This window comes from Rhodococcus sp. IEGM 1406 (assembly GCF_030056745.1).
Classification (GTDB): Bacteria; Actinomycetota; Actinomycetes; order Mycobacteriales; family Mycobacteriaceae; genus Rhodococcus_F; species Rhodococcus_F erythropolis.
The window spans coordinates 823,752-849,376 of sequence record NZ_JASHKO010000001.1; the positions used below are offsets into that span (position 1 = coordinate 823,752).

The window sequence follows — 25,625 nt, forward strand, 5'->3', positions numbered from 1 at the left end:
GTGGATTGGCGATCACGCTGAAGCCCGTCACCGGGGAGCCATTCGGATAGCGCCGTCGAGTCTGATGGTTTCGCCGTTGAGATAGCCGTTCTCGAGCATCGAGACGGCCAGCTGGCCGAACTCGTCCGGGCGACCCAGCCGTGAGGGGTTGGGAACCGAGGCTTCGAGGGCCGTGCGCACATCTTCGCGCAGGCGCGCCAGCAGGGGAGTGTCCATGATGCCGGGAGCAATGGTGTTGACGCGGATTCCGCGGCTGGCGAGATCGCGGGCAGCGGTGACCGTCATACCGACGATGCCGGCTTTGGATGCTGTGTAGTTGATCTGACCGATCTGACCTTCGAATGCTGCGACCGACGCCGTCATGATGATGGCACCTCGCTCACCGTCCACGGCATCGAGTTCTGCCATCCGCTCGGCGCCGAGACGGAGTGCGTTGAACGAACCGACAAGATTCAGTTTGACGACGAACTCGAAATCTTCGACCGATCCGGCTTTTCCGTCCTTGTCGAGAATGCGCATGCGACGCCCGGCACCCGCGCAGTGGACGACGCCGCGAAGGCCGCCGCGCTCGTGCGCCGCGTCGAGTGCTTCGGCGAATTGTTCGCTGTCGGTGACGTCGGCCGGGGCGAATTGTGCGGCAGCTCCGAGATCGGCCGCCACCTGCTTACCGTCGGACGAAGGCAGATCGATCAACGTGACCTGCGCTCCGGCATCGAGCAGTCGTCGAGCGGTTGCCAGGCCGAGACCTGAAGCGCCGCCGGTGATCGCGGTGGAAAGTCCCTCGAGTTTCATGGATCAATTCTTCTTTCCTGCTGGATGACGTGTCGGCCCGAAAGCGTTGTCGGGTCAGATCAATTCGAGAATGGTCGCATTGGCCATGCCGCCGGCCTCGCACATCGACTGGAGACCGTATCGAATTCCGTTGTCGCGCATGTGATGTGCCAGTCGAGTCATCAAGATCGCACCTGATCCGCCGAGTGGGTGGCCGACCGCGATAGCGCCGCCGAGCGGATTCACACGATCGATGGCTGCGCCGGTTTCAGCCTGCCAGGCAAGCGGGACGGGGGCGAATGCCTCGTTGATCTCGAAGGCGCCGATGTCGTCGATGGACAACCCGGAGCGGTCCAGTGCCTTTGCGGTGGCGGCAATCGGACCGGTGAGCATGATGACCGGGTCGTCGGCTGCGACCACTGCGGTGTGAATACGAACGAGCGGCTTCCAACCGCGCTCCCGGGCGTACTCGCTGGTCGTGACGAGTGTGGCGCCCGCCCCGTCGGAGATCTGAGAAGAGTTGCCGGCGTGGATGACACCGTCGGCGTCGAAGGCCGGGGGCAACTTCGCGAGCGACTCCAGACTTCCGCCTCGCCGAATGCCTTCGTCCTGGGACAACCCGGCGATCGGAGTGATCTGCCCGGTGAATGCTCCTGCATCGGTGGCGCTGGCCGCGAGTTCGTGTGAGCGGAGGGAATATTCGTCCAGGGCCGTTCGGGTGAGTGCCCATTTCCGGGCCATCATCTCGGCGCCGGTCCCCTGGCTGAAACTGTCCACACCGTAGCGTTCGAGTACCGAAGCCGGGAAATGCTCACCGTTCTTGCTGGCGGTTCCCATCGGAACTCGCGACATCGATTCGACGCCTCCGGCTACGACCACGTCGTTCTGACCGGCGATGACGGTGGCCGCAGCAAAGGAAACTGCCTGCTGGCTCGATCCGCATGCCCGGGTCAATGTGACGCCGGGAACGCTGTCGGGCCAGCCGGCGGCGAGTGCCGCTGTGCGGGCGATGCTTCCGGCCTGTTCGCCGACCTGACTGACGCATCCCCAGATCACGTCGTCGACCGTGGCCGCGTCGAGTCCGGTCCGTTCAGCGAGTGCACGCAGTACATGTGCGGACAGTTCGGCCGGATGGATCTCCGAGAGGGCGCGTCCTCGACGGCCGATCGGTGTACGTACTGCGTCGACGATGACGGCATCTCGCATGTATCTCTCCTGCTGTTCGTGCCCGGTGTTGCGATTGTGCGGTCGGGGCGTACCTCGAGTCGATCACGAGCGGGTCGACCCGGCAATGTCTTTCGGTGAATGGCTTTGTTAGCGAATGGCTATACGTGGAGCATTCAGCCGCGGATGAGCTTGCGATCGCGCTCGGGATTGGCGAAGACGAGGACCAGAACCGCGGCGACGACTCCGATGATGCCGATTGCCTGGAAGGACTGGGCGTAACCGTCGGCCGGGGTTGCTGCGTTGTCCACGATGACTCCCGTTGCGTAGGGAGCAATCAGGCCACCGATCGACATGATGGCGAGGAAGAATCCCATGGTGCCTGCAGTCTGCTGCGGCGGGCACAGTTCGGAGATCGCAGCATTGATGAGCGGGAAGGTGATTGCCGAGAATCCGTAGCCTATCGAGACCATGGCGACAGCGACGATGGGAGTGGAGATCTGTGGCAGGAACAGGAGAATCGATCCGCAGATCAGAACGCCGACGCAGGGAACGATGACGCGAACCGTGCGAGAGGTGAAGCCGCGGCCGATCAACTTGTCCGTGACGGAACCGGAGGTGATCATGAGGACAAGGCCGACGATCGAGGGCAGCGCGAACATCGAACCGGCTTGCATCGCACTGTATCCGAGGCCGACCTCGAAGTACGACGGCAACCAGGTGAGAACGACGGTGGTCAGTGCGTAGATGGTGGCGATGAGGAAGCAGCAGCTGACGAAGGTGCGGGAGAGCAGGATCTTGCGCCACGGAACGTTGGGCTCGGTGACTGCCTTCGTTGCCGTCCCGGTCGCCTCGGTTGCTTCTGTATCTGCAGTCTTGGTCGCCTTGACGGCCTTGCTCGTGTACGGGCCTTCGGACCAACCGGCCAGCCAGCAACCCATCCACACGAGTCCGAGGACAGAGAGCGAGAGAACCGCTGCGCGCCAGCCGTAGTGAACGGCGATGAAGGTCAGTACGGGCGCGAGGGCGATCTTCGCGACGGAGGCGGATCCGGCGAGCATTGCACCGGGAAGGCCGCGCTTGGCCGGCGGGTGCCACGAGTACGCGGCGGTGTGCATCAGCGCCGAGCTGGGGCCTTCGGCGAATCCGAGGAGCATGCGCGAGACGATCAACATCGCGAGGCTGGCACCGAGAACGAGGGGGAGCATGACCACGGACCAGATTGCGGCCAGGATCAACAGCGCCCAACGTAGGGTCAGGTACTTGTTGAGCGGTCCGGCGAGAAATCCGCCGATGCAGAACATCAGGAAGAACAGCGAGCCGACCATGCCGATTTGCGAAGACTTCAGTCCGAGCTCGCGAGCGAGGGGCTGAGCGATGATTCCGAGGACTGCTTTGTCCGCGTAGTTGACGATGTAGAGGAAGACGACGAGCCCGGTCATCGTCCACGCACGCTTGCGGGTACCGAAGACGGGGACTGCTGACGAATCTGGCGTTGCTGTTGCTTCGGGCTGGACGTCGTTACGCTGTGGCGCGATGGGGGTCACGTGGCGTCCCTTCGAGACTGGTGGGCGGATGCGATCGTGCTCGAAGCGCGGCCTCGAAGCGATCGATGGTGTTGTGTTTGCCGGCTGACCCATTCAACGTGTTCTGGATCACTTTGAGCAATGTCGCGTCGATGATCGGAACGATAGCGGTTGCCTATGTATCGCAGGTCAGGCCATATTGGTACGCCCTATCGGACGCATAGCCGATGAGTGTTGGATCGAATGCGGAGCCTTGAGGCAAGGTGAGATCAGGATCACCCTGTTCCCTTGACCGACTGGAGTTCATACATGCAGCGCACCGTGTTCAACGAGGATCACGAGGCATTCCGGGCTACCGTCCGCGATTTCATCGCGAAGGAAGTAACCCCGGTCCACGAGAAGTGGGAAGGGGACGGTCACCCGCCCCGCGACTTCTACCGACGACTCGGAGAGCTTGGCGTACTCGGAATTCAGGTGCCGGAGGAATACGGCGGAGGCGGCGAGAAGTCGCTCAAGTTCAACGTCGTCGTTGCCGAGGAGGTTGCTGCCGCCGGGGCGTCTTTCGGCTCGCAGTCGGTGCATACGAACCTGATCCTGCCCTACCTGCTCGAGTACGCGAACGACGAGCAGAAGAGCCGCTGGTTGCCGGGCTTCGCCTCCGGCGATCTGATGTTCGCGATTGCGATGACCGAACCGGGAACAGGGTCGGATCTGGCGAACATCGCGACGACGGCCAAGCTGTCGGAGGACGGTACGCACTACGTGGTCAATGGTTCCAAGACGTTCATCACCGGCGGGGTACTTGCCGATCGCGTCCTGGTGGTGTGCCGCACCGCGCCGAGCACAGCGGAGAACCGACGCACCGGGTTGTCGATCCTGGTGGTCGACACGTCGTCGCCCGGATACTCGGTGGGGCGCAAGATCAACAAGATCGGTCTCAAGACCTCCGACACTGCGGAGCTTTCGTTTGTCGACGTACAGGTGCCCGTCGAGGACCGGCTCGGAGAAGAGGGCGACGGATTCAGCTATCTGACTCACAACCTGGCTCAGGAGCGGTTGACCATCGCTTTCGGAGCGGCCGCCACTGCCAGTGCAGCGCTTCGCTTTGCCATCGACTACGTCAAAGACCGCAAGGTGTTCGGCAAGCCCGTCGCGGCATTCCAGAACACCAAATTCGTTCTGGCCGAATGCGCTACCGAGGTTGATGCCATCCAGCTGGTGTCCGACAACGCACTCGAATGTCATGACCGCGGCACTCTGACGATTCCCGACGCAGCGAAGGCGAAACTGTTCTGCACCGAGGCAGCAGGTCGAGTGATCGACAAGTGCCTCCAATTGCACGGCGGGTACGGCTACATCACCGAGTATCCCATCGCGCGTCTTTACGCAGACACGCGTGTCACACGAATCTACGGTGGCACAAGTGAAGTCATGAAGACCATCATCGCGAAGGATCTTGGTCTCTGACGCACTCTCGACATGTTTTCGGCCTCGGAACATTTGTTCCGAGGCCGAAAACATGTTCCAGGTGGATCAGTTCGCCGGAATGCCGACGATGCCGTCCGCGATCAGTGCCGAGGCGTGATCAGCAGTGGTTCCGAGGACATCCGCGAGCACCGCAATCGAATCGCCGCCGACCTCGGAGGCCGGTCCGGCGCTCAGGTGGGCGCCGTCGAACGAGGCTGGGTTCGCGGCAGCCAGATAACTTCCGATTCGAGGCTGATCGAGTGCGGAGAACATCGGGTTGTTCTCCAGTTCACCGGAATTCACCACTTCCTCGAAACTGCGGTACCTCTCGAACAGAACCGACGATGTGCCCAGCGCTGCAGCGATCTCGGCGCCGCTGTGTTCCCGGAACCAATGTGAGAACAGAGCAGTGAGTACCTCTCGATGACGGTAGCGGTCTGCTTCGGTGGAGAAGTCGGCTCCGAGGGCACCTTCGACGGCGTCGACAGCCGCCGTGGTGCCGGTGACCGACGCAAGGTCACGGAAATGGCGAGTAGTGAGTGCAACGACCATGAACCGTTCGTTGTCGCGGGAGACGAAATCGATTCCGTACGTGCCGTAGACGGCGTTTCCGCCGGACTCGCGACTGCGACCGTTCACTTGTACTTCGGTGAGGTAGCCGAGTGTTCCTGCGGTGGCCAATGCGACGTCTTCGAGTGGCAGCGTGATCTGCGTGCCGTGTCCGGTCGAGTCACGTTGGCGCACTGCGGCAGTGATCGACAGGGCGGCATAGAGCCCGCAGGCGACGTCCCAGGCGGGCAGTGCGTGGTTGACAACTCCGGCGTAGTCGGCGGGGCCGGTGATCTGTGGAAATCCCAACGCGGCGTTGACCGTGTAGTCGACCCCTGCGCTGCCGTCGCGGCGTCCGAGAACCTCGAGGGTGATGACGTCGCTACGCAACTGGGCCAGGGAGTCGTGGCTCATCCAGGTGCGACCGCCGGCATTGGTGACCAGGATTCCGCCGCCAGGTCCCGGAGCCGTGACCAGTTGGCGAATCAGTTCTTGGCCGCGCTCGGCGCGCATGTCCACTGACAGTGACCGTTTGCCTTTGTTGAGTCCGGTCCAGTAGATGCTTTCACCCTTGTCAGTGACGGGCCAGCGCTTGTAATCGGAGGCACCTCCGATCGGGTCGATCCGGATCACCTCGGCGCCGAGCTGGGAGAGAGTCAGTCCGCACAGGGGCGCGGCGACAAAGCTCGAGACCTCGACGATGCGAAGCCCGGACAGCGGGCCTGAAGTCTGAGTCATCTGTGGTCCTCCGTGATAGAAGAGTGTGCGATCATGCCATCAACACGGTGAAACGCCAGTCGAGAACCGGAGTCGGTGTTGCAGAAGCATTGTGGGAGAACACGAGTGAACGCAGTTGCACTGCGGTTCCGTGTTCGAGGGGCGACGAACTTTCGACGTGCAGTTCGCTCGTGAGGGTATCGCCCTCGTGAACGGGCCCGGTGTGATCGCACGAGTGCCATCCGAGAACCGTCACCACGTTGGGCAGAGCGCGAGTTGCCTGGGCAAGTGCAATTCCGATGGTGTGGCCGCCGTAGACGAGGCGACCGTGGGTGCCGACGCGATCGTCGTGGTGCGTCGCTGCGATGTTCAAGCTCAGCCGGGCAAGTTCGGGTGCACTGGTGACGACGTCGCCGCTGCTACGGAATACCGAGCCCACCAAATCCGACTCGAAGTGCCTGCCGGGTACCCGATCTCGATATGTGTCGAGGTCCCAACCGCCGGGTGATACGTACGGCGCCGGTTCGGACGGACCGATCACGGAGAGGTCGTCGGCGTGGCGAGTTCTCGTCTCGATCGGGTCGGGGCTCAGGGGGAGCATGGCGCAGCGGTAGAAGTCGAGGACCGTGCTGCCATTCTGATCAGCGGACGTCATCCGTAGCGCGGCAAGTCCGGTGGCGCCGCGTCCCGGCTTGGCCGAGTTCTCGCGTAGACCGACAACCTCGGTGCGCGTGTACAGGGTGTCACCGAGTACCGGGAAACGATGGAATCGCAGTCCGCGGTAGAAGAGGTTTGCCTTGACGTGGTGTGTGACCACGGTTGACTGGCCGATGGCGACGTCGGTGACCAGTCCTGGATTCGCCACTGGTGCAGCGGAACCTGTGACGCTCGACGACAGGTGTGCGTCGAGAGGCAAGCGCATGCGGTCACCGAGGATCGCCTGATGGGAGGCGGCGAGTCCACTGGTCAACGTCACCGCTGGTGCTTCGTCGAAGATCTGACCGTGGGTGAGTTCGTCGAAGTACGGTCCTCCCACGTAGTGCTCGCTCATACGGTGACTCCTTCGGCTCGGGCAAGCGTACGACGCGCTGCCACGGCCACGGCTTCGTCGAGCATTTGGCCGTCGAGCTGGGCGGCGCCGGAACCCAGGGTTTCGGCTTCTTCGAGTGCGGTCAACACCCGTCTGGCGTCATTGACGGCGTCGTCCGAAGGAGTGAATGCGGTAGTGGCCGAGTCGATCTGCGCCGGGTGGATGACCCATTTACCGTCGAACCCGAGAGCGCTGGTCCAGTGCGCAGCGCGGCGGAAGGCGTCGTCGTCGGTGATGCCGAGAAAGGGTCCGTCGATGGCGGCGACGCCGGCTGCGCGGCAGGCGATCAGGATTCTGTCCTGGACGGCAAGCCAGTGTTCCGGCAGTGCCGAGCGTGAGCGACCCAGCGCTGCACCGAGATCGGCGTATCCGATGATCGCGGCCTGCAGACGAGGAGTCGCGCGGGCGATGGAGTCGGCATTCTGGACGCCGAGCGGAGTTTCGATCAGGGCTTGCAGGGTGGTGTGGTGCCCACCGGCAGTGAAGAGGATGCGCTCGGCATCGAGGAGTTCGTCGGCGGACTCGACCTTAGGGACGATCACGCTCGTCAGCGATTCTCCGAGGGTGCCGCAGGCGATCAGGTCGTCGCGGGCCCATGGCGTGGTGAGGCCGTTGATTCGGACCGAGATGGTGCGCGCCCTACCGAACTCGTGCACCAAGGAGCTCACGAGGGTTCGCGCAAGGTCCTTGTTCGCCGAAGTGACGGCATCTTCGAGGTCGAGAATCACCTCGTCTGCGTTCGAAGAGAGTGCCTTGCGGGCCTTGCGCTCGTCTGAACCCGGAGCGACCAGGGACGCACGGCGTCTGGTCGCGCGGTAGTGGTTCTCGTCCATAGTGTGTCGATTACCTCGATCTGGTGATCAAATGTACGGCCAGTTGCGAAATAGATGTGCTGCCGTGAACGGCGTTGATGTGCAGCGAACTGCCTCGATGCTGGCAGTTGCTGCGTATCGATGTCAAGGCGCGGTATTGACATTGCGCGAACAATATCGAAATATGGCCGTACAAACTTATTTCAAGTCGAGGCGGATTCATGCTCAAGCTCAACGACGAAGAGACATTCCTGATCGAAACCGTGCGCCGGTTCGTCGACCGAGAGGTCAAGCCCACGGTCCAGGAGGTGGAGCACGCGAACGAGTATCCCGAGAAGTGGATCGATCAGATGAAGCAGATCGGGATCTACGGCCTCGCGATTCCCGAGGAGTACGGCGGATCGCCGGTGTCCATGCCCTGTTATGCGCAGGTGACGCAGGAACTGTCGCGCGGATGGATGTCCCTGGCAGGAGCGATGGGCGGACACACAGTGGTCGCCAAGCTCATCTCGCTGTTCGGTACCGAAGAACAGAAGGTGAAGTACCTGCCGCGAATGGCAACCGGCGAGATCCGGGCAACGATGGCCCTCACCGAGCCCGGCGGTGGCTCCGATCTGCAGGCCATGACAACCAACGCCAAGAGTGACGGCACTGATCTGGTCGTCAACGGCGCCAAGACATGGATCACCAATGCCCGCCGATCCGGCGTGATCGCATTGCTGTGCAAGACCGATCCAAGCGCAAGCCCTCGTCATGCGGGCATCTCGATCGTTCTCGTCGAGCACGGCGAAGGCCTGACCGTGTCCCGCGACCTCCCGAAGCTCGGATACAAGGGCGTCGAGAGCTGTGAACTGTCCTTCGACAATTACCGCATCGCCGAGTCGGCCATTCTGGGTGGTACTCCCGGAAAGGGTTTCGGGCAGATGATGAAGGGGCTCGAGACCGGCCGTATCCAGGTGGCTTGCCGTGCACTGGGCGTCGCCACGGCCGCACTCGAAGATTCACTTGCGTACGCGCAGCAGCGCGAGAGCTTCGGCCAGCCGATCTGGAAGCACCAGTCGATCGGCAACTACCTCGCCGACATGGCAACGAAGCTGACGGCCGCGCGGCAGCTGACCTGGCACGCGGCGCAGATGTACGACAGCGGCGAGCGGTGCGACATGGAGGCAGGCATGGCCAAGCTGTACGCCTCCGAAGTGGCGATGGAAATCGCGTTGTCCGCCGTCCGCATCCACGGCGGTTACGGCTACTCGACGGAGTACGACGTCGAGCGGTATTTCCGTGATGCACCACTGATGATCGTCGGGGAGGGAACCAACGAAATTCAGCGCAACGTGATCGTTTCGCAGCTGGTTGCCCGCGGCGGTCTGTGACGGACCGGTGAGCAAGTAGGATCATGTCGCTATGAGCGGTAAGGAAAGAGAGACGGAGCCGGCGTACCAACGCCTCTCTCGTGAGCTTCGTCAGCAGATCTCTGCCGGTACCTACCGCGACGGCATTCAACTGCCCACCGAATCCGAACTGGCGCAGCATCACGGCGTGAGTCGGCAGACGGTCCGCCGAGCCTTTCACGATCTTGTTGCCGAGGGCATCGTGTACCGAGTACCCGGGCGCGGAACGTTCGTGACCGAGAACAGCGGCCGCTATCTCCGTCATCTCGGATCCATCGAAGATCTCATGAACCTTTCGCGGGACACGACGATGGAAGTGGTGTCACCGCTGCAACGGCGCGTGGACATCGAGGCGGCCAGTCGGCTTCGGCTCGACACCGACGTCGTGTACACCGTGGTCTTCCGACGGATACACGAGGGAGTTCCGTTCGTGCAGACGACGGCGCATCTGCCGGAGGCGATCGCGCGGCAGATCATCGACCTGCCCGCCATGGCGGCCGGTGCGGTGAGCGCCAATACGGTGATCGGCCTGCTGGAACCGCTGATCGACAGTCCGATTGTCGAAGCAGCACAATCGATCACGGTGTCCCCGGCAACGGCAGACGTTGCCAGGGACGTCGATTGCGAGATCGGCCACGCCATGTTGCGGGTGGACCGTTTGTACTCCAACGCGCAGGGCGTTGCCAACGAGTTGTCGGTGAGCTATTTCTTGCCGGAGCAGTACACGTATCGGGTCACGCTGCGCCGCGGCGCACATTAGCGCTGCACTTTTCTTTGCTGTTCAAAACCTTTCAGGAGAGAACTATGCGAATTTTCAACGGAATCGACGAAGTTGAGACGGCTGTCGGTGAGCACTTGGGCTACAGCGCGTGGTTCCCGATCACACAGGATCGGATCGACAAGTTCGCCGACGCCACCGAGGATCACCAGTGGATTCACGTGGATCCCGAGCGCGCAGCGCAGGGTCCGTACGGCGGCACCATCGCCCACGGCTATCTGACTCTTTCGTTGTTGCCGGTGCTCGGCGCTCAGGTGATGCGTGTCGACGGAATCTCCATGACCGTGAACTACGGCAGCAACAAGGTGCGATTCCCCGAACCGGTCAAGGTCGGTTCTTCGGTGCGGGCAGGTGCGGAGATTCTTTCCTTCGAGCGCACCGCGAAGGGCGCGACGATTGTCGTGCGGTACACGATCGAAATCGAAGGAGCAGGTAAACCTGCGTTGGTGGCGGATACCGTGCGCCTGTTGGTCTCCTGAATCCTTTTCCATTCTTCCAGAACGAGATTCGAGGTCAGTTGTGAAACGAGCAGCATTGGTCGCGCCGGTCAGAACCGCGGTGGGCCGTTTCGGAGGGGCACTTCGTGACGTGCCTGCGGAAAGTTTGGCTGCCACTGTCGTCAAGGAGACCGTGCGTCGTAGCGGAATCGATCCGTCCCGCATCGACGATGTCGCGATGGGGCAGTCGTATGCCAATTCGGAAGCACCGTGCATCGGAAGGTGGGCGGCGCTCGAGGCCGGGTTGCCGATTTCGGTAGCCGGCTTCCAGACGGATCGCCGATGCGGAACGGGTCTGCAGGCCATCGTTACCGCGGCCATGATGGTCCAGACGGGTGCTGCCGACGTGGTTCTCGCGGGCGGCGTCGAATCGATGAGCGGGATCGAGCACTACACCACCGGAGCGCGGTGGGGCACCAAATCCGGTGGGCTGCAACTGTTCGACCGCCTCGATCGTGGTCGAGAGCGCTCGCAACCCGAGTGGCGTTTCGGCCGGATCAGCGGAATGATCGAAACGGCCGAGAACGTCGCGACACGCTGCGGGATCACGCGGGAAGAGTCGGACGCCTTCGCCGTCGAGAGTCACCGAAAAGCTACACTGGCAAGAGAATCCGGCCGATTCGATGCCGAAATCGTCGCCGTCGAACTGACGGATCGAAAAGGGAACGTCACACAGTTTCGTGCTGACGAGGGGATCCGTCCGGATACCTCACTCGAAACCCTGGCACGGCTGCGTGCGGTGACCGAGGGAGGCGTCGTGACCGCCGGTAACGCCAGCCAACAGAATGACGCTGCGGCAGCGATGTTGGTGGTCGCCGAGGATCGTCTGGACGAGCTGGGGCTGGAACCCATCGGGTTCCTCGACAGTTGGGCCGCGGCCGGTTGTGAACCGGCGCTGATGGGCCTCGGACCGGTTGCCGCCGTCTCGAAACTGTTTGCTCGCACAGGGGCAGGCTTTGCCGACTTCGATCTGGTCGAGCTGAACGAGGCGTTTGCGTGCCAGGTTCTCGGCGTAGTGAAGGAATGGGGCTTCGAGGACCTCGATCGACTGAACGTCAACGGTTCCGGCATCTCGCTCGGGCACCCCGTGGGAGCGACGGGTGCGCGTATGGCAACAACCGCGCTTCACGAACTCGGCCGTCGCGGCGGCGGAAAAGCGCTGTTGACCATGTGTATCGGCGGTGGCCAGGGCATGGCAGCCGTGGTGGAGTCTGCCTGACGAGGTTCGCTTCTGGGTACACTTGCGGCGGGGGATCGGAAGTTCTACGGAGGCAGTCGGTTGACGAATGCAGGCGCAGCAGACACCAGTGGCGCGCTGAGCGTCGAGGATGTTCGTCGCGCCAGGGCTGCACTCGAGGGTCTCGATGTCACCAGTTGGTCCGGTCGCTTCGAGCTTCTCTCCGACGCCAACCGTCTGCGTCTGTTGCTCTGCCTTCACCACGCACCGGGTATCTGCGTCACGGATCTGTCCGTGGCGCTGGGGATGAGCGGCACAGCCGTCTCACATGCGCTGCGGCTACTGCGTAGCCAGGGGTGGGTGAGCGCGACGCGCGACGGCCGATCGATGCGATACCAACTGGCGGACGACACCGTTCACCAGCTGTTGCATTCGATCGGCGCCACACATTTTCACGACGAGACACCCACCCCCGGGCACACGCACAGCTGAGCGTCTCTCAAGGAGTCGCGAAGAACTTCTCGACGGCCGGCGCAGCGTTCGGGTTTCCGTTGGTGATTCCCGCGCCGACTCCGGCAACCGTGCCGATGACTCCACCGACGATGCAGCCGGCGATGAAGTTCGGGAAGATCGACAGGCAGCCGATTCCGACGCCGAGGTTGGCTCCGATGAGCGTCGACTGCACGCCGCCGTTGTTCCAGCCGATATTGACCTCGTTGGCCATCGTGTCGAACGCGGCTTGCTTCGGATCGTTACCAGGAAAGAGCATCAACGCCGCCTGGCTGTTCGACTCGGCGGTCGGGGTCAGTAGGGGTTGGGACGGATCGAAGCCCGCATTCGGGGGCGCTGCGACCGCGGTGCCGGCTCCGGCGCCGACAGCGGCGACGACGAGTACGGACATGGTGAGAGTTCGGGACAGTTTCATGGGGACGGCCAATCTGTCTGTGTGGAACCAGTCGTGAATGGTGGCGGTGCAGTTCGTCAGCCTGAACTCCACCGTCTGGATCGATCGTGCGGACCTCCTCGGGCACAACGGGACCCGTCGTCTCCGCGCGACGGGCCGTGTTTGGTGGCTACCCGACTCCGGGTGCCCTGAAACCGCCCAGTCTCATTCGTTTTTCGACAACCGCGCACGCAATTCTTCGACCTCGGCAGTAAGCCGATCGACCTCGGCTTGCAGGGGTTGGCGTGCCAGAGCGAGGGATTCGTCCATGCGCTCCTTGTCGAAGCGAGGTGTGATGTTTCGACTGCAGTTCCAGTCGAACGCTTCGACCTCGACGACGATGGAGCGCTGCGCTTTTGCTGTCATGGTGCCGCCAGGGACCTGCAAGAGTTGTTGCAGCAGTTCAGGGTCCTCGTCCGCTTCGATCACGTGTGCACGCCCGTAGATCTTCAATCTCGTTCGCGTCGGGTAATCGATGACGAACAGCGAGATGCGATTGTTCTCTTCCAGATTGCCGAGCGTCACGAACTGCTGATTGCCGGGGAGATCGGCGAATCCGATTCGATTCGGGCCCAACACATGCAGGAATCCGCGCGGGCCGCCGCGATGTTGGACGTACGGCCAACCGTCGGGAGTCACCGTGGACATGAAGAAGGAATCCACGGATTTCACGAATCCCTGAGCGCGGAAATCGAATTCCATCGGACCTTCGTCGGGCTGATCGAGCTTTGAACCGTAGACGGTGAAACTCCCGGTCGACCGCTGACGCTCCACCGCAGCGGGGGAGAAGGCGATGTGTGCGTATCGGGTCGACATTCTTTATCTCCTGGTGCTCAGTGCCAGCGGTGGTCGGCAACGGCAGTTCGCGGACCGAACTTGGGTTTGACGGCTTGGCCGCTGACCTGCAGAAGCCTCACGGCACGGTATCGATGCGGTTGGAGGGGAGCGAGGTACTGCACCATCTGGGCGTCGTCGATCGGTTCACCCAGGAGCGACCAGCCGACGACCGCAGCGAGGTGGTAGTCGCCGACCGAGAGTGCGTCCGAATCGCCGAAGGCGCGCTGAGCCACTTCCGCGGCAGTCCAGATCCCGACGCCGGGCACCGCTCGCAATCGTTTGGTCGCTTCGGCCCGGGGGAACGATGACGCCTGCTCGAGGCGGTCGGCGACCCGAGCGCACTGAACGATCGTCTTGGATCTCGCGGGATCGACATTTGCGCGATGAAACTCCCACGACGGCATTCGTCGCCATTGGTCCGCGGTGAGTGGAACTCGCATTCCGTCGGGCGCGGGGCCGGGTGGGCGCTCCCCGAATTTGGTCAGCAGCCGGCGCCATGCGGCAAACGCGTCGATGCCGTGGACGCGTTGCTCGAGGATCGCGGGAACGAGGGCTTCCATGACGCGTCCGGTGCGGCCGATGCGCAGATGAGGGAAGCGTCGATGAGCTTCGGCGAGCTTGGGATGCTCGGGCGCAAAATCTTCGGCCTCGTCGTCGAGACCGAGCAGAGCTTCGGCGCCGGTCAGAAATTCCGTGGCGCCGGGACCCCAGCCCTGTACCCGGACCGTATGGCGATCCGACTGCGTGATGCGGTAGGTCACAGGACCCGAAAGTTGGCGGGAAACTCGCCAGATCGCTCCGTCGGCTGACCGTCGATGTGCGGGGTCGCCGGGTCCGCGCTGATGCGGGCTGAGCGTCAGCGCGGCATCGAGCGGTCGCTGAGAAGTCACCGTGACTTCGTCGACCGGAGATAGCGGCGTCATCGAGGTCAGCGTATCGCCACCGTCCATCCTCCGTTAAGGCGTGTGTCGGTGGCGCAACGTATTGTCCGAGCCATGATCATCGTGAGCACCGACGGATCCTGTCTGCGAAACCCCGGCGGGGCTATCGGCTGGGCGTGGGTCAATCACGAGGGTCCGAGCATGTCCGGCGGAGAAGCGTCCGGCACCAATCAGATTGCCGAGTTGCGTGCGCTCTTCGAGGCCGTCGTCGCCCATCCCGGTGCTGATCCTCTGCTCATCGAATCCGACTCGCAGTACGCCATCAAGTGCGCGTCGGAATGGCTGCCGAGTTGGAAGCGCAAGGGCTGGAAGACCGCGAGCGGTGGGGCGGTCAAGAACCTGGAACTGGTCCAGAGCATCGACCGAGCCATCACCGATCGAGTCGGTCCGGTGCGCTTTCGTTGGGTGCGCGGGCACGTCGGCAACCACTACAACGAAATGGCAGACAAGCTGGCCGGCGAAGCCGCACGCGCCATCGTCTCGGGGGACATCGCATCGGTCCCGCTTGCTGCCCCGGTGAAGAAGGAACCGACCGCCGTGAACTCCCCTTACAAGGAGAAGTCCACGACGGCCGAAGAACCGGCAGATCTGTTCACACTTTTCTGAGCGGTTCAGAAACCGTCGGCAACCTGAACCAGCGCCCGGCCGGTGTACTTGCCTTCGCGCACCTGATCGATCACCGAGACGACATCGCGGACGGCAACGAGGTTCGTGATCTCCTTCAGATGACGTGGGGCCAAGTCGGAGCCCAGACGGGCCCACAGCGCGCGACGGGGTTCGATCGGCATCAATACCGAGTCCATGCCCAGCAGTGAGACTCCGCGGAGAATGAACGGCAGCACGGTCGTAGGCAGCGCGGCGCCGCCGGTCAAACCGCTGGCGGCCACAACACCGCCGTAGTTGATCGTGCTCAGAACGTGAGCGAGGGTCTTTCCACCGACGCAGTCGACGGCCGCCGCCCACTGAGATTTTCCGAGCGGGCGAGGCTTGGCGTCGGGATCTTCGGGGAGCCGGCCGATCACCGAAGACGCACCGAGTGACGTCAGAAGGTCAGCCGCGCCGGGCTTGCCGCTGGAGGCGACCACATCGAAGCCTGCGCTTGCCAGAAGGTCGACACTGACGGTGCCGACTCCGCCGCTCGCGCCCGTCACCAGGACGGGACCGTCGGCGGGCTTCACTCCGCTGGCCAGAATGGCTTGGACGCTCATGGCTGCGGTGAATCCTGCCGTGCCGATTGCAGCAGCGTCGGCGGTGGAAATGCCGTCGAGCTTCACGACCCACTCGGCAGGCAAACGGGCGATCTCGGCGTAGCCGCCGTTGCGGGCGGTCCCGATCTCGTAGCCATGTGCGACGACCTTGTCGCCCGGGGCGAATGCGTCGGACTCGGAGGCAATGACCTCGCCGGCGACGTCGATGCCGGGGACGATCGGGTACTCGCGAACCACCCCGCCTTTCGGGGTGACCGCGAGCGCGTCCTTGTAGTTGACGCTCGAATACTCGACGCGAATGGTGACCTCACCTGCCGGGAGGAAGGATTCGTCGACGGTTTCGGGGGCGAAGTCGATGGTGCCGTCGCTTTCGCGGGCGACCCAGGCGTTGAAAGTAGTCATGGGTCGAACATAAAGGCCTTCGGCCCTGTGCGCCTTTTCGGTAGTGCGAACTACCGGAAAGGCGCACAGGGGCGGAGCCCCTAGATCAACACAGGGGCGGAGCCCCTAGATCAAGCTGCCCTCATGCACCGCTCGATCGAATGCCGGCAGCGGACTACCGTCGCGCAGGGTTGTCGCCAATGCCGGATCGGCGAGGTGGAGACGGCCGATCGCGATCAGATCGAACTCTCCACTGCCGATGCGCTCCTCGAGCTGTGGGATGTTGTCTACGACAGGGGCGACGCCTTCGATGCGGCTGTCCCGCAGCGACTTTCCGATACCGACGCTGCCGACGGCCATCGTGACGGCGCCGGTCAATTTTTTCGCCCAGCCGGCCAGCGAGAGATCGCTGCCTTCGAAGGCGGGGACGTCGAAGCGCCTGATGCTGGCATCGAGAACGTCGACTCCGGCGTCGACCAGCGCGCCCAGGATGACGCCCAACTCCTCGGGGGTCTCCGCGATCTTCGCGGTGAAATCCTGCTGCTTGTGCTGCGAGAAACGGTAGATGATCGGCAGATCCGGTCCGATGGCCGCGCGGATCGCAGCGACGACGGCGGCCGGGAACTTGGTACGACGCTCCAGGTCGCCGCCCCACGCGTCGTCGCGCTGGTTGGTGCCCTCCCAGAAGAAGGAATCGAGGAGGTAGCCGTGACCGCCGTGGATCGCGATACCGTCGAAGCCGAGTTCGACGGCGTGCTTCGCGCTACGGACATACGCGTCGATGACGTCCTGGATGTCCTGCTCGGTCATCGCTTCGGTGCTCGCCTGCGCGCGTTCGACGTAGGCCGCGGAGTACGAGGTGACGCCCAGCGGACCCCACTCGCCCGAGGGACGCATCGGCTTGAGCGAAGGGTCCATCTGCGTCATCGCACCCCACAGAGGCCCGACGTGCCAGAGCTGAGGCACGATCTTGCCGCCCGCAGCGTGCACGTCGTCGACTACCTTGCGCCATCCGGCCTGAGCCGCGGGAGTGTGGAGGTTGGGGACGTTGGCGTGGTCGACAGCAGTCTCGTGATCGATCGCGACGCCTTCGGTGACGATCAGTCCGGTACCGCCCTCGGCGCGTCGGCGGTAATAGTCGGCGACGTCGCGGCCAGGCACGCCCTCGATGGAGTACGTGCGCGTCATCGGCGACATGACTATGCGGTTGGACAATTCGAGCGAACGGATGCGGAGCGGTTGGAACAGCGGGTTGGTCACTTCGTCACAGCGCTTTCATGAATCGGAAGAATCCGGGGTCCTGGTCGACACGGAGCCGGGTGAGGGTTCGGTAGCTGATCAGCCACTTGCCGTCTTCTTTGCGGTATTCCTCGTGGTAGTGGCCGTAGCCGTGCAGGTGTAGTTCTTTCTCGCCGTCGTTCCACCACAGCATGTCTTCCATCGCCCAGATACCGGTTGCGGTGGTGGGTGAGGTCAGCACGATTTCGGGAGTGTGTGCCTGGTGCGCCGTGGTGAGGGGGATGTCGCCGTCGAGCATGTTCCGAATTGCCGCGGTGAGTTTGTCGATGCCCACTACCTGGTTCGAGGTGTCACCGGTCTTGGGTTGCTTGTCTGTCGGGAGTCCGCCCCACGTCTCGCTGACGACGTCTGCGGTGTGCAGGGTTGGGTAGACGTGCCACTGCTTGGTGTCCATGCAGCGTAGGCGCGCGGCGAAGACACGTTTGATTTCCTCGATTGCGAGCAGTTCCTCGACGGCACTGATCGATCCCACTTCGGACTCGGCCTGAGACATTCAACCTCCAACGGTGATCGGCAAGATGGGTTCACATTCGGGTGCTCAGCGCGGGCCGTCAACGACCTGTCCCGGTGAGCGCGACGGCACTCGGTATGGTCGAGCGAACGAAAGGGGTGTCAGACGTGTGTACCGAAGAGGTCCCATCGACCGGACCGGAGGAGATCGCCGAGGTTCGGGCTTTCTGGCGCGAGTTGGGTGTTCCGGGCGTGATCGACGTCCATACCCATTTCATGCCGAAGAGCGTCATGGACAAGGTGTGGGGCTACTTCGATTCGGCGGGACCGATGATCGGTCGACCATGGCCGATCGCGTACCGACTTGCCGAGGAGGAGCGGGTACACCGTCTCCGCGAGTTCGGTGTCCGGGCTTTCACGTCGATGATCTACCCGCACAAGCACGCGATGGCCGAGTGGCTCAATCAGTGGGCCGTCGAATTTGCCGCGCAAACACCTGATTGCCTGCACACGGCCACGTTCTACCCCGAGGAGTCGGCGGCGTCGTACGTCGGAAAGGCTCTGGAGTCGGGCGCGCGAATCTTCAAGTCCCACATCCAGGTCGGAAACTACGACCCGAACGACCCTCTGCTCGACAAGGTCTGGGGTCAGCTCGAGGACTCCGAGACGCCCATCGTGATTCACTGTGGATCGGGACCGGCGCCGGGGGAGTACACGGGACCTGATCGCATTGCTCCGCTGCTCGCACGGTACCCGCGCCTGTCTTTGATCGTCGCCCACATGGGGATGCCCGAGTACAGCGAATTCCTCGATCTGGCAGAGGCTTACGGCAACGTCCGCCTGGATACGACCATGGCGTTCACCGATTTCACGGAAGAACAGTGTGCCTTCCCGAAGGCGGACGTATCACGGCTCGTCGACATGCAGGACCGGATTCTGTTCGGTAGCGACTTCCCGAACATTCCGTACCCGTATCTCACAGCCTTGCAAGCGGTTACGCGCTTCGATCTCGGAGACGAATGGCTGCGAACCGTCGTGCACGACAACGCTGCGAAACTCTTCTCGGTGAGCTGAGCCCACCGAGAAGTATTTCGCTCAGCGCAATTTGATGCTGCCGCCGTCGGCCATCAACGTCTGTCCGGTCATGTACTTGGAATCCTCACTCGCCAGGAATACCACGACGGGAGCGATGTCGGTTTCGGGATCACCGATGCGTCCGAGAGGTACCTTGGCAACCGATGCGGCTGCGCGCTCGGGGAAGGCTTCCTGCCACTTGACGACGCCTTCGGTGGCGGCGAACGGGCAGACCACGTTGACCCGAATGCCTTCCGGCGCCCACTCGTTGGCGACGACGCGCGTCAGGCCTCGCACAGCTTCCTTGGCCGCAGCGTAGGACGTCTGGGTGGGCATTCCGTCCAAACCTGAACCCGATGCGAAGTTGACGACCGAACCCTTGGTCTTCGCGAGTTCGTCGTGGCACGCCTGCATGAGGTGGACAACGGGGTAGAAACCGGTGTTGAAGGACAGGTCGAACATGTCCTGCGTGGTTTCGAGCAACGGAGCCTGACGGGACGCGTGAGCGTTGTTCACCAGGATGTCGAGCTTGCCGAAAGCCTCGAGCGCGGCGTCACGGATCTGCTCGGCCGAACCGGCGGCAGCAAGGTCGACGTTCAGGAACTTGCCGGAGCCGGCCAGTTCTTGTTCGAGGGCCTGGCCCTGCTCGTCGTTGATGTCGACGAACAGGACCTTCGCGCCTTCACGGGCGAAGACTCGGGTGATAGCGCGACCGATTCCACCGGCGCCGCCGGTGACGATCGCTACCTTGCCGTTCAACCTCATGAAAACGCTCCTCTTCGTAAGTGCTGCTTAAACTGTTGCGGTCTCGTCGACTGCAAGTGCGATCTTTTCGAGGCCGGCGATGCTGTAGGCAGCGTAGGTTTCGTACGGCCCACGGCCGGAGAAGTAAGACGAGAGCTGGCCACCGAGTTCTTCGACGGTGAACGCGGATCCGGCTGCGTCGAAACGGTTCTCGACCTTGGGTGCTTCCATCAACGCCACCATCTTGCCGTAGACGACGAAGACCTGTCCGTTGATCTCGTCGGAATCGGGGGATGCGAGGTAGCTGACCAGGGTCGCGACGCGCTCGGGTGCAAGCGGATCGAGGCCGACGACGCCGGTGTTGTTCTCGCCGAAGGCTTCTGCCGTCATGGCGGTGCGGGCACGGGGGCAGATCGCGTTCGTGCGGACGCCGTAGCGGGAGAGACCTGCTGCGCTCGAGAGCGTCAGAGCGGTGATGCCGGCCTTGGCTGCCGAGTAGTTGGGCTGTCCGGCGCTGCCGAAGAGGAAGGCCTCGGAAGAGGTGTTGATGATGCGGCCGTAGACCGGTGCGTCGGCTGCCTTGCTGGCTGCGCGCCAGTGGACTGCGGCTGCGTGCGAGGTGGCGGCGTGGCCCTTGAGGTGCACGCGGATGACGTCGTCCCAATCGGATTCGGTCAGGTTGAAGATCATCTTGTCGCGCAGGATGCCTGCATTGTTGACGAGGATGTCGAAGGATCCGAAGTTCTTGACAGCCTCTTCGATGATGCGCCCGCCGAGCGACCAGTCGGAGACGTCGCCGGTGATGGCGAGTGCCTGTCCACCTGCGGCCTTGATCTCGTCGACCACGTCGTTGGCCGCTGCACCCATGTCGTTGACGATGACGGCTGCACCGGCAGCCGCGAGTCCGAGTGCTTCGGCGCGACCCAGGCCGGCGCCGGCGCCGGTGACGGCGGCAACTTTGCCTTCCAAGCTCAGTGATTGCGTCATGTCGTGCTCCTTCGATCCGGTCTGCCGGGTAGGTACAGCAAAATTAGTATTCATTCTAATTTGAAGTCGAGAGTTCGGCAGTCTTTCCGAAAAAATCATTCGAGCGAAATCAGAATTAGTTCTAGTTTTGAGCAGAAGTTTGACCAACTGAGGAGCAGTCTCACTCAGCGGGAGCGGTGATCTGGGTCACGAGCGCTGCATGCCACCTTGGGTTGACGCGGCGATCCCACCGCGTACGCGTTTGCGTCACCACCGATCCGCTCAGTTCTCGGCCGCACTCGTCGGCTCCAGGGTCGGATAGTTCTCACCGAAAACGCAGTACGGTCGGCCCCGAATTCACCGGGCCGGACATCAAGGAAGGCACCAGCAGTGTCACTGAATTTGGCAGATCTATACGAGGGCATTTCGGATCTGATTCCGGACCGCACGGCGCTCGTGTGCGATGGCCGTCGTCGCACCTACGTCGAACTGGACGAGGGATCGAACCGCATTGCCCGCCACTTGGCGAGTGTCGGTGTCGGGCCGGGCGATCACGTCGCTCTGCACATGCGCAACAGCGTCGAGTTCGTCGAGAGTTTGCTCGGCTGCCTCAAGATTCGTGCGGTCCCGATCAACGTCAACTATCGCTACGTCGACGCCGAACTGACCTACCTGTACAACGATTCGCAGTCGGTGGCACTGATCGTGGACGAGGAGTTCGTTTCCGTCGTGGAGACGGTTCTCCCGGCCGCGCCCGGCATCAAGCACGTCGTTGTCGTCGGCGAGTCAGCCGTCCGCGATATCGAAGGCGTTGACGTCGTTCGATTTGCCGACGCTGCCGCGGAGCATCCCGCCACTCGTGACTTCGCGCCCCGCAGCAACGACGACCTCTTTGTCATCTATACCGGCGGCACGACGGGTATGCCCAAGGGTGTCATGTGGCGTCATGAAGACTTCTACTTCGCGGCGCTCACCGGCGGAAATCCGTTCGGTCCGCCGCACACGACCGCAGAGGCTCTGTTCGCCGCGGTGCCGAACGTCCCCGCGATGAACATGCTCAGTACCGCACCCCTGATGCATGGTGCGGCGTCGTACTCGCTGTTCACCGGATTCTTCATGGGCGCCAATGCAATTCTCATGGCGCGGTTCGACGCGAAGACGACCCTGCAGCTCGCCGGGAGTGAGAAGGCCGTCTCCATCACCGTCGTCGGAGACGCGATGGCCCGTCCGCTCGCAGACGAATTGGCAGCAAACGCAGCAGATTACGACCTCGGCACGGTCGGCATGGTCTCGTCCGGCGGGGCCTTGTTCTCGCTCTCACTGCGGGAGCAGCTCAAGTCGATACTTCCGAACCTGGTGATCCGCGACGGATTCGGCTCCTCGGAGTCGGGCGTCGACGGCAATCTCGAAATCGGCGAAGACGGCCTGATGCGCATCGCCGCTCGCGACGAGACCCGCGTCGTGGACGAAAGGATGCGGCCACTGGAGCCGGGATCGCCCGAGACCGGTTACATCGCTCGCAGTGGTCACGTGCCGGTCGGTTACTTCAACGATCCGGTCAAGACCGCGGCTACGTTCCCGGTGATCGACGGGGTGCGGATGTCGGTGCTCGGCGACGTCGGGCGCGTGGAAGCCGACGGCTCGATCGTCCTGCTGGGGCGTGGTTCTCAGTGCATCAACACCGGCGGGGAGAAGGTGTACCCCGAAGAGGTCGAGCAGGCACTCAAGAGTCACCCGGCGGTGCTCGACGCTCTGGTCGCGGGAATTCCGGATGCGAAGTTCGGTGAGCGCGTCGCTGCGGTCATCACGACCCGCGAAGGCTTCGACGTCCCGGACGCTGCCGAGATCGGTGAGCATTGCGCGTCGCAGGTCGCTCGGTACAAAGTGCCGCGCACCGTCATGAACGTTCCGTCGATCAGGCGTTCTCCCAGCGGAAAGGCCGACTATCGCTGGGCCAAGGCCACTCTCGCCGAGCAAGTTTCCTAGTCCGGCCGGAGCCATCCAGCGCGTTTGTGAGGGACGCGTTGGGTGGCTCTGGTGCTCTAGCCTGTCACCGTCAGAACCAGCAGAGCGACGTTGAGTGCAACGATCAAGCCGGCCGCAATCCATGCCGCGACGGTCGTGAACGGGGCATTGCGCGCGTCGCCCATGAGTTCGGGGTCCGAGGTCATTCGCACCAGCGGGATGATCGCGAAGGGGATGCACAGGCTCAAGACCACTTGGCTGAGCACGAGTGCCAGCGTCGGGTCGACGCCGAGTCCGAGCACGATCAGTGCCGGGATGAGAGTGACGATTCGGCGTGTGATCACCGGAATGCGAATGGCCAGAAGACCATGCATGATCTCGGCGCCGGCCGCGCACCCCACGGAGGTCGACGCGAGTCCGGAGGCGAGGAGTCCGATCGCAAACACCACGGCTACACCCGGACCGAGTGAATTCTCGATCGCGGCATGCGCGCCGTCGATGGTGTCGGTGCCGGGTACTCCGCGCAGCGCCGAAGCGGCCAGAAGCAGCATGCCGATGTTCACGCCACCGGCGATGATCAACGCGACTACGACATCCCAACGGGTGACTTTGAGTAGTCGCTGCAACCGTGGCCCGGGTTTGATGTGGCCGTGGCGATCACGTGCCAATGCGGAGTGAAGGTAGATCGCGTGCGGCATGACCGTTGCTCCGAGCATGCTGGCGGCGAGCAGTACGGTCTCGGTTCCTTCGAAGCGGGGGACCAGTCCGGCGACCGCTTCGCTGCCGGAGACGTCGGTGAAGGCGAGCCCGGTCAGGAAGCCGATGGTGATGATGGCCAGCAATCCCATGACCACGAACTCGAAAGTGCGCTGTCCGCGCCGACTTTGGATCGTCAGGATCACCATCGACACGCATCCGGTGATCAACCCGCCGAGGAAGAGCGGGATGTTGAAGAGCAGGTTGAGTGCGATGGCGCCGCCGATGACCTCGGCCACGTCGGTCGCGATCGCCATCATCTCGGCCTGGAGCCAGAAGGCGCGGCGGTTGTTCTTACGCAGGCGCTGACCCAGCATTTCGGGCAAGGATCTGCCGGAGACCAGCCCGAGTTTCGCGGACAGGTACTGCACCAGGACGGCCATTGCATTGGCGAGTACCAGCACCCAGATGAGGAGGTAGCCGTACTTCGCGCCGGCGGTCAGGTTGGCGGCGACGTTACCCGGATCGACGTACGCGATTGCCGCGACGAACGCCGGACCGAGCAGGGCGATGGATCTTCCCGTGGGTCGTCGGCGCGGAGTCGTCGGCTTTTGCGTACTGGTGCTCATCGGTCTCCTGGTCATACGTGCTCGGACCTGTTGGTTCGAATATGTGAACTATAGAGTTCGGGGAGCCGAACTTTCAACAGCTGTGTGCGGTCAGCGACCGCAGAGGGTCCCTAACCGCGCACAGGGGTTAGGCAGTCACCCCGGCGGCCAGGAGAGCGCGGGCCTCGGGTCGGCCGTCGAGGAGCGCGTTGGTACGCAGTTCGACCTTCCACTCGCCGTCGGTCTTGATCAGTTCCCAGCGGTTCGCGGTGATGCGGAGGACCTTGAACCCCGTCGGGTTCTCGGGGTCCTTGATGACCAACTGCGAATGGCAGGTCGCGACGGCCTTGTTGCCGTCGATGCGGATGTGCGCGGGCGTCATCATGTGAGCCGCGCCGTTCATGATCCAGTTCTGGTGAGAGGCGCTGTGAACCATCGCGCGCAGTTCGCCGCGGCCGTGCATCGCGCCGGTGTCGACGTCGTAGACACCGTCCTCGAGCCACAGGTTCGCGACCTCGTCGGCTGATCCACTGTCGACGGCAGGGCTGTACGTGGTCAGCAGTTCGGTGATCGCGAGCTTGTCCTCGAGCAATTCCACTCGGGCGAGCAGAGATTCGATCAGGGCGGTCGAGTCGGTCATCGGTACGTCCTTTGCATTGGATTGTCGGCAAATCAGGAAGTGGTGAAAGAGAAGCCCTCGGCGAGGGCGATTCGGTGAAGTTCTTCGAGTTGTTCGCAGTAGTGCTCGACGCTTCGAGCGCCGACCGAGCAACTGGCGATGGTCGCCCCGGCGTCACGGACGCGTGTCAAGGCGCGAAGGGCGGATTCGCGATTGCCGAGGGGATCGAGCGGAGCACCGGCGGGAAGCACTACGTCGAATCCGTCGGGGAGTGTCGTGGCGTCGAGCATTTCCTTCAGTTCGGAGAATCGCAGCCCGAACGGCACCCACCCGTCGCCGTGTGTGGTGGCCCGGCGCAACGATCTCTTTGTCCGGCCGCCGATCCAGAGGGGCACACGTTTCTGGACGGCATGGGGTTCGACGACAAATCCGGAGTAGTCGTAGAACTCGCCGTGATACTCCGGAGTCGGAGTCGACAGTGATGCTCGAAGTGCTGCCAGAGCGTCGTCGGCACGTGCTCCTCGGTCGACGAACGGAGCATTTATGAGAGCGAATTCTTGTTTCAGAGTCCCCACTCCGAGACCGAGTATCAGGCGTCCGTTGCTGACGCGATCAAGCGTTCCGTAGCGCTTGGCGATCTCGAGGGGGTGGTGATAACCCAGTACCAGCACCTGCGTCGCCAGGAGGATCCGCGACGTGCGTGCGGCCAGGTAACCCAGCGTGGCGAGCGGATCCCAATAGGTTCCGCCGCGTTCGGTGGCAATTTCTTCGGGAACCGCCACGTGTTCACTGCAGGTCAGATGATGGAAACCGAGTCGATCCGCCGTGGCAGCCACTGTGGCGATCTCGCCGATGTCAGCACTCGCCTCCCACTCCGAACGCGTGCTCGGGTGCTGAATCAGGACCGGCGTGACGATTCCCAGGTGCATCGGGCGTTTATAGCGCTCCCACCGAC

General features: G+C 63.0%; 26 protein-coding genes. 9 read left to right on the top strand and 17 right to left on the bottom strand.

Annotation, left to right across the window (positions count from 1 at the left end; genetic code table 11):
* Positions 1 to 27: 27 nt before the first annotated feature.
* The 3 genes from QM596_RS03985 to QM596_RS03995 all read right to left on the bottom strand — a co-directional run bounded on the left by QM596_RS03985 (position 28) and on the right by QM596_RS03995 (position 3,575).
* Positions 28 to 792, bottom strand: coding sequence for an SDR family NAD(P)-dependent oxidoreductase (locus tag QM596_RS03985; protein ID WP_007729494.1), 765 nt, complete (start codon positions 790 to 792; stop codon positions 28 to 30).
* A 54-nt stretch (positions 793 to 846) separates the two neighbouring features.
* Entirely contained in the window at positions 847 to 1,977 is a 1,131-nt protein-coding gene (locus tag QM596_RS03990) for a thiolase family protein (protein ID WP_283308189.1), read from the bottom strand.
* A 134-nt stretch (positions 1,978 to 2,111) separates the two neighbouring features.
* Complete coding sequence (locus QM596_RS03995) at positions 2,112 to 3,575, bottom strand: MFS transporter (RefSeq protein ID WP_019745400.1); 1,464 nt, start codon at positions 3,573 to 3,575, stop codon at positions 2,112 to 2,114.
* 195 nt (positions 3,576 to 3,770) lie between these two features.
* On the opposite strand from QM596_RS03995, the gene QM596_RS04000 reads away from it, so the two are divergent.
* The gene (locus QM596_RS04000) at positions 3,771 to 4,928 is read left to right on the top strand and encodes an acyl-CoA dehydrogenase family protein (protein WP_080909923.1); all 1,158 of its coding nucleotides are present in this window, start codon (positions 3,771 to 3,773) and stop codon (positions 4,926 to 4,928) included.
* Positions 4,929 to 4,994: 66 nt separating this feature from the next.
* On the opposite strand, the gene QM596_RS04005 is transcribed toward QM596_RS04000, so the two are convergent.
* The 3 genes from QM596_RS04005 to QM596_RS04015 are packed head-to-tail and all read right to left on the bottom strand — an operon-like array spanning position 4,995 to position 8,117.
* Positions 4,995 to 6,215 carry a CoA transferase gene (locus QM596_RS04005; RefSeq protein ID WP_283308191.1) on the bottom strand — a complete coding sequence of 407 codons (1,221 nt, stop codon included), beginning with the start codon at positions 6,213 to 6,215 and terminating at the stop codon, positions 4,995 to 4,997.
* A 31-nt stretch (positions 6,216 to 6,246) separates the two neighbouring features.
* Positions 6,247 to 7,245 (bottom strand): MaoC family dehydratase, encoded by a 999-nt coding sequence (locus QM596_RS04010; RefSeq protein ID WP_283308192.1) that lies wholly within the window; start codon positions 7,243 to 7,245, stop codon positions 6,247 to 6,249.
* Entirely contained in the window at positions 7,242 to 8,117 is an 876-nt protein-coding gene (locus QM596_RS04015) for an HpcH/HpaI aldolase/citrate lyase family protein (RefSeq protein ID WP_279217812.1), read from the bottom strand. Before QM596_RS04015 ends, QM596_RS04010 begins: the two co-directional genes overlap by 4 nt.
* 200 nt (positions 8,118 to 8,317) lie before the next feature.
* Here QM596_RS04015 and QM596_RS04020 point away from each other — a divergent pair, with 200 nt between their 5' ends.
* From QM596_RS04020 to QM596_RS04040, 5 genes are read left to right on the top strand one after another with little or no spacing between them, the layout of a single operon-like run.
* Positions 8,318 to 9,469 (top strand): acyl-CoA dehydrogenase family protein, encoded by a 1,152-nt coding sequence (locus QM596_RS04020; RefSeq protein ID WP_019745395.1) that lies wholly within the window; start codon positions 8,318 to 8,320, stop codon positions 9,467 to 9,469.
* 31 nt (positions 9,470 to 9,500) lie between these two features.
* Positions 9,501 to 10,247 (top strand): GntR family transcriptional regulator, encoded by a 747-nt coding sequence (locus tag QM596_RS04025; RefSeq protein ID WP_003940169.1) that lies wholly within the window; start codon positions 9,501 to 9,503, stop codon positions 10,245 to 10,247.
* Between the two features lie 44 nt (positions 10,248 to 10,291).
* Positions 10,292 to 10,744: a MaoC family dehydratase gene (locus QM596_RS04030; RefSeq protein ID WP_283308195.1), complete on the top strand. Its 453-nt coding sequence runs from the start codon at positions 10,292 to 10,294 to the stop codon at positions 10,742 to 10,744.
* Between the two features lie 40 nt (positions 10,745 to 10,784).
* A complete protein-coding gene (locus QM596_RS04035; protein WP_019745394.1) occupies positions 10,785 to 11,981 on the top strand; it encodes an acetyl-CoA C-acetyltransferase in 1,197 nt (398 codons plus the stop codon).
* Positions 11,982 to 12,041: 60 nt separating this feature from the next.
* Positions 12,042 to 12,431 (top strand): ArsR/SmtB family transcription factor, encoded by a 390-nt coding sequence (locus QM596_RS04040; RefSeq protein ID WP_019745393.1) that lies wholly within the window; start codon positions 12,042 to 12,044, stop codon positions 12,429 to 12,431.
* Positions 12,432 to 12,438: 7 nt separating this feature from the next.
* Here the strand turns inward: QM596_RS04040 and QM596_RS04045 are convergent, their stop codons facing one another.
* The 3 genes from QM596_RS04045 to QM596_RS04055 form a co-directional block, all read right to left on the bottom strand.
* Positions 12,439 to 12,936 (bottom strand): hypothetical protein, encoded by a 498-nt coding sequence (locus QM596_RS04045; protein ID WP_020970854.1) that lies wholly within the window; start codon positions 12,934 to 12,936, stop codon positions 12,439 to 12,441.
* 111 nt (positions 12,937 to 13,047) lie between these two features.
* Complete coding sequence (locus tag QM596_RS04050) at positions 13,048 to 13,698, bottom strand: pyridoxamine 5'-phosphate oxidase family protein (RefSeq protein ID WP_019745391.1); 651 nt, start codon at positions 13,696 to 13,698, stop codon at positions 13,048 to 13,050.
* 17 nt (positions 13,699 to 13,715) lie between these two features.
* A complete protein-coding gene (locus QM596_RS04055; RefSeq protein ID WP_046379323.1) occupies positions 13,716 to 14,669 on the bottom strand; it encodes a DNA-3-methyladenine glycosylase family protein in 954 nt (317 codons plus the stop codon).
* A 45-nt stretch (positions 14,670 to 14,714) separates the two neighbouring features.
* On the opposite strand from QM596_RS04055, the gene QM596_RS04060 reads away from it, so the two are divergent.
* Positions 14,715 to 15,266, top strand: coding sequence for a ribonuclease H family protein (locus QM596_RS04060; RefSeq protein ID WP_007729467.1), 552 nt, complete (start codon positions 14,715 to 14,717; stop codon positions 15,264 to 15,266).
* 5 nt (positions 15,267 to 15,271) lie between these two features.
* Here the strand turns inward: QM596_RS04060 and QM596_RS04065 are convergent, their stop codons facing one another.
* The 3 genes from QM596_RS04065 to QM596_RS04075 all read right to left on the bottom strand — a co-directional run bounded on the left by QM596_RS04065 (position 15,272) and on the right by QM596_RS04075 (position 18,041).
* Positions 15,272 to 16,270 carry an MDR family oxidoreductase gene (locus QM596_RS04065; protein ID WP_019745389.1) on the bottom strand — a complete coding sequence of 333 codons (999 nt, stop codon included), beginning with the start codon at positions 16,268 to 16,270 and terminating at the stop codon, positions 15,272 to 15,274.
* A 105-nt stretch (positions 16,271 to 16,375) separates the two neighbouring features.
* Positions 16,376 to 17,509, bottom strand: a complete 1,134-nt coding sequence (locus tag QM596_RS04070) for an oxidoreductase (RefSeq protein WP_019745388.1) — start codon at positions 17,507 to 17,509, stop codon at positions 16,376 to 16,378.
* A 4-nt stretch (positions 17,510 to 17,513) separates the two neighbouring features.
* Entirely contained in the window at positions 17,514 to 18,041 is a 528-nt protein-coding gene (locus QM596_RS04075; protein WP_283308198.1) for a nuclear transport factor 2 family protein, read from the bottom strand.
* Positions 18,042 to 18,166: 125 nt separating this feature from the next.
* On the opposite strand from QM596_RS04075, the gene QM596_RS04080 reads away from it, so the two are divergent.
* Positions 18,167 to 19,072: an amidohydrolase family protein gene (locus QM596_RS04080; RefSeq protein ID WP_283308199.1), complete on the top strand. Its 906-nt coding sequence runs from the start codon at positions 18,167 to 18,169 to the stop codon at positions 19,070 to 19,072.
* A 21-nt stretch (positions 19,073 to 19,093) separates the two neighbouring features.
* On the opposite strand, the gene QM596_RS04085 is transcribed toward QM596_RS04080, so the two are convergent.
* On the bottom strand, positions 19,094 to 19,837 hold the full coding sequence (locus tag QM596_RS04085) for an SDR family NAD(P)-dependent oxidoreductase (RefSeq protein ID WP_019745385.1): 744 nt from the start codon (positions 19,835 to 19,837) through the stop codon (positions 19,094 to 19,096).
* 27 nt (positions 19,838 to 19,864) lie between these two features.
* Positions 19,865 to 20,803, bottom strand: a complete 939-nt coding sequence (locus tag QM596_RS04090) for a 3-oxoacyl-ACP reductase (protein WP_007729451.1) — start codon at positions 20,801 to 20,803, stop codon at positions 19,865 to 19,867.
* A 369-nt stretch (positions 20,804 to 21,172) separates the two neighbouring features.
* On the opposite strand from QM596_RS04090, the gene QM596_RS04095 reads away from it, so the two are divergent.
* Complete coding sequence (locus tag QM596_RS04095) at positions 21,173 to 22,768, top strand: acyl-CoA synthetase (protein WP_283308200.1); 1,596 nt, start codon at positions 21,173 to 21,175, stop codon at positions 22,766 to 22,768.
* A gap of 56 nt (positions 22,769 to 22,824) precedes the next feature.
* Here the strand turns inward: QM596_RS04095 and QM596_RS04100 are convergent, their stop codons facing one another.
* The 3 genes from QM596_RS04100 to QM596_RS04110 all read right to left on the bottom strand — a co-directional run bounded on the left by QM596_RS04100 (position 22,825) and on the right by QM596_RS04110 (position 25,599).
* Positions 22,825 to 24,072: an Nramp family divalent metal transporter gene (locus tag QM596_RS04100; protein WP_029256304.1), complete on the bottom strand. Its 1,248-nt coding sequence runs from the start codon at positions 24,070 to 24,072 to the stop codon at positions 22,825 to 22,827.
* 127 nt (positions 24,073 to 24,199) lie between these two features.
* Positions 24,200 to 24,691, bottom strand: coding sequence for a nuclear transport factor 2 family protein (locus QM596_RS04105; protein WP_003939809.1), 492 nt, complete (start codon positions 24,689 to 24,691; stop codon positions 24,200 to 24,202).
* 32 nt (positions 24,692 to 24,723) lie between these two features.
* Positions 24,724 to 25,599, bottom strand: coding sequence for a TIGR03619 family F420-dependent LLM class oxidoreductase (locus QM596_RS04110; protein ID WP_283308201.1), 876 nt, complete (start codon positions 25,597 to 25,599; stop codon positions 24,724 to 24,726).
* Positions 25,600 to 25,625 lie beyond the last annotated feature (26 nt).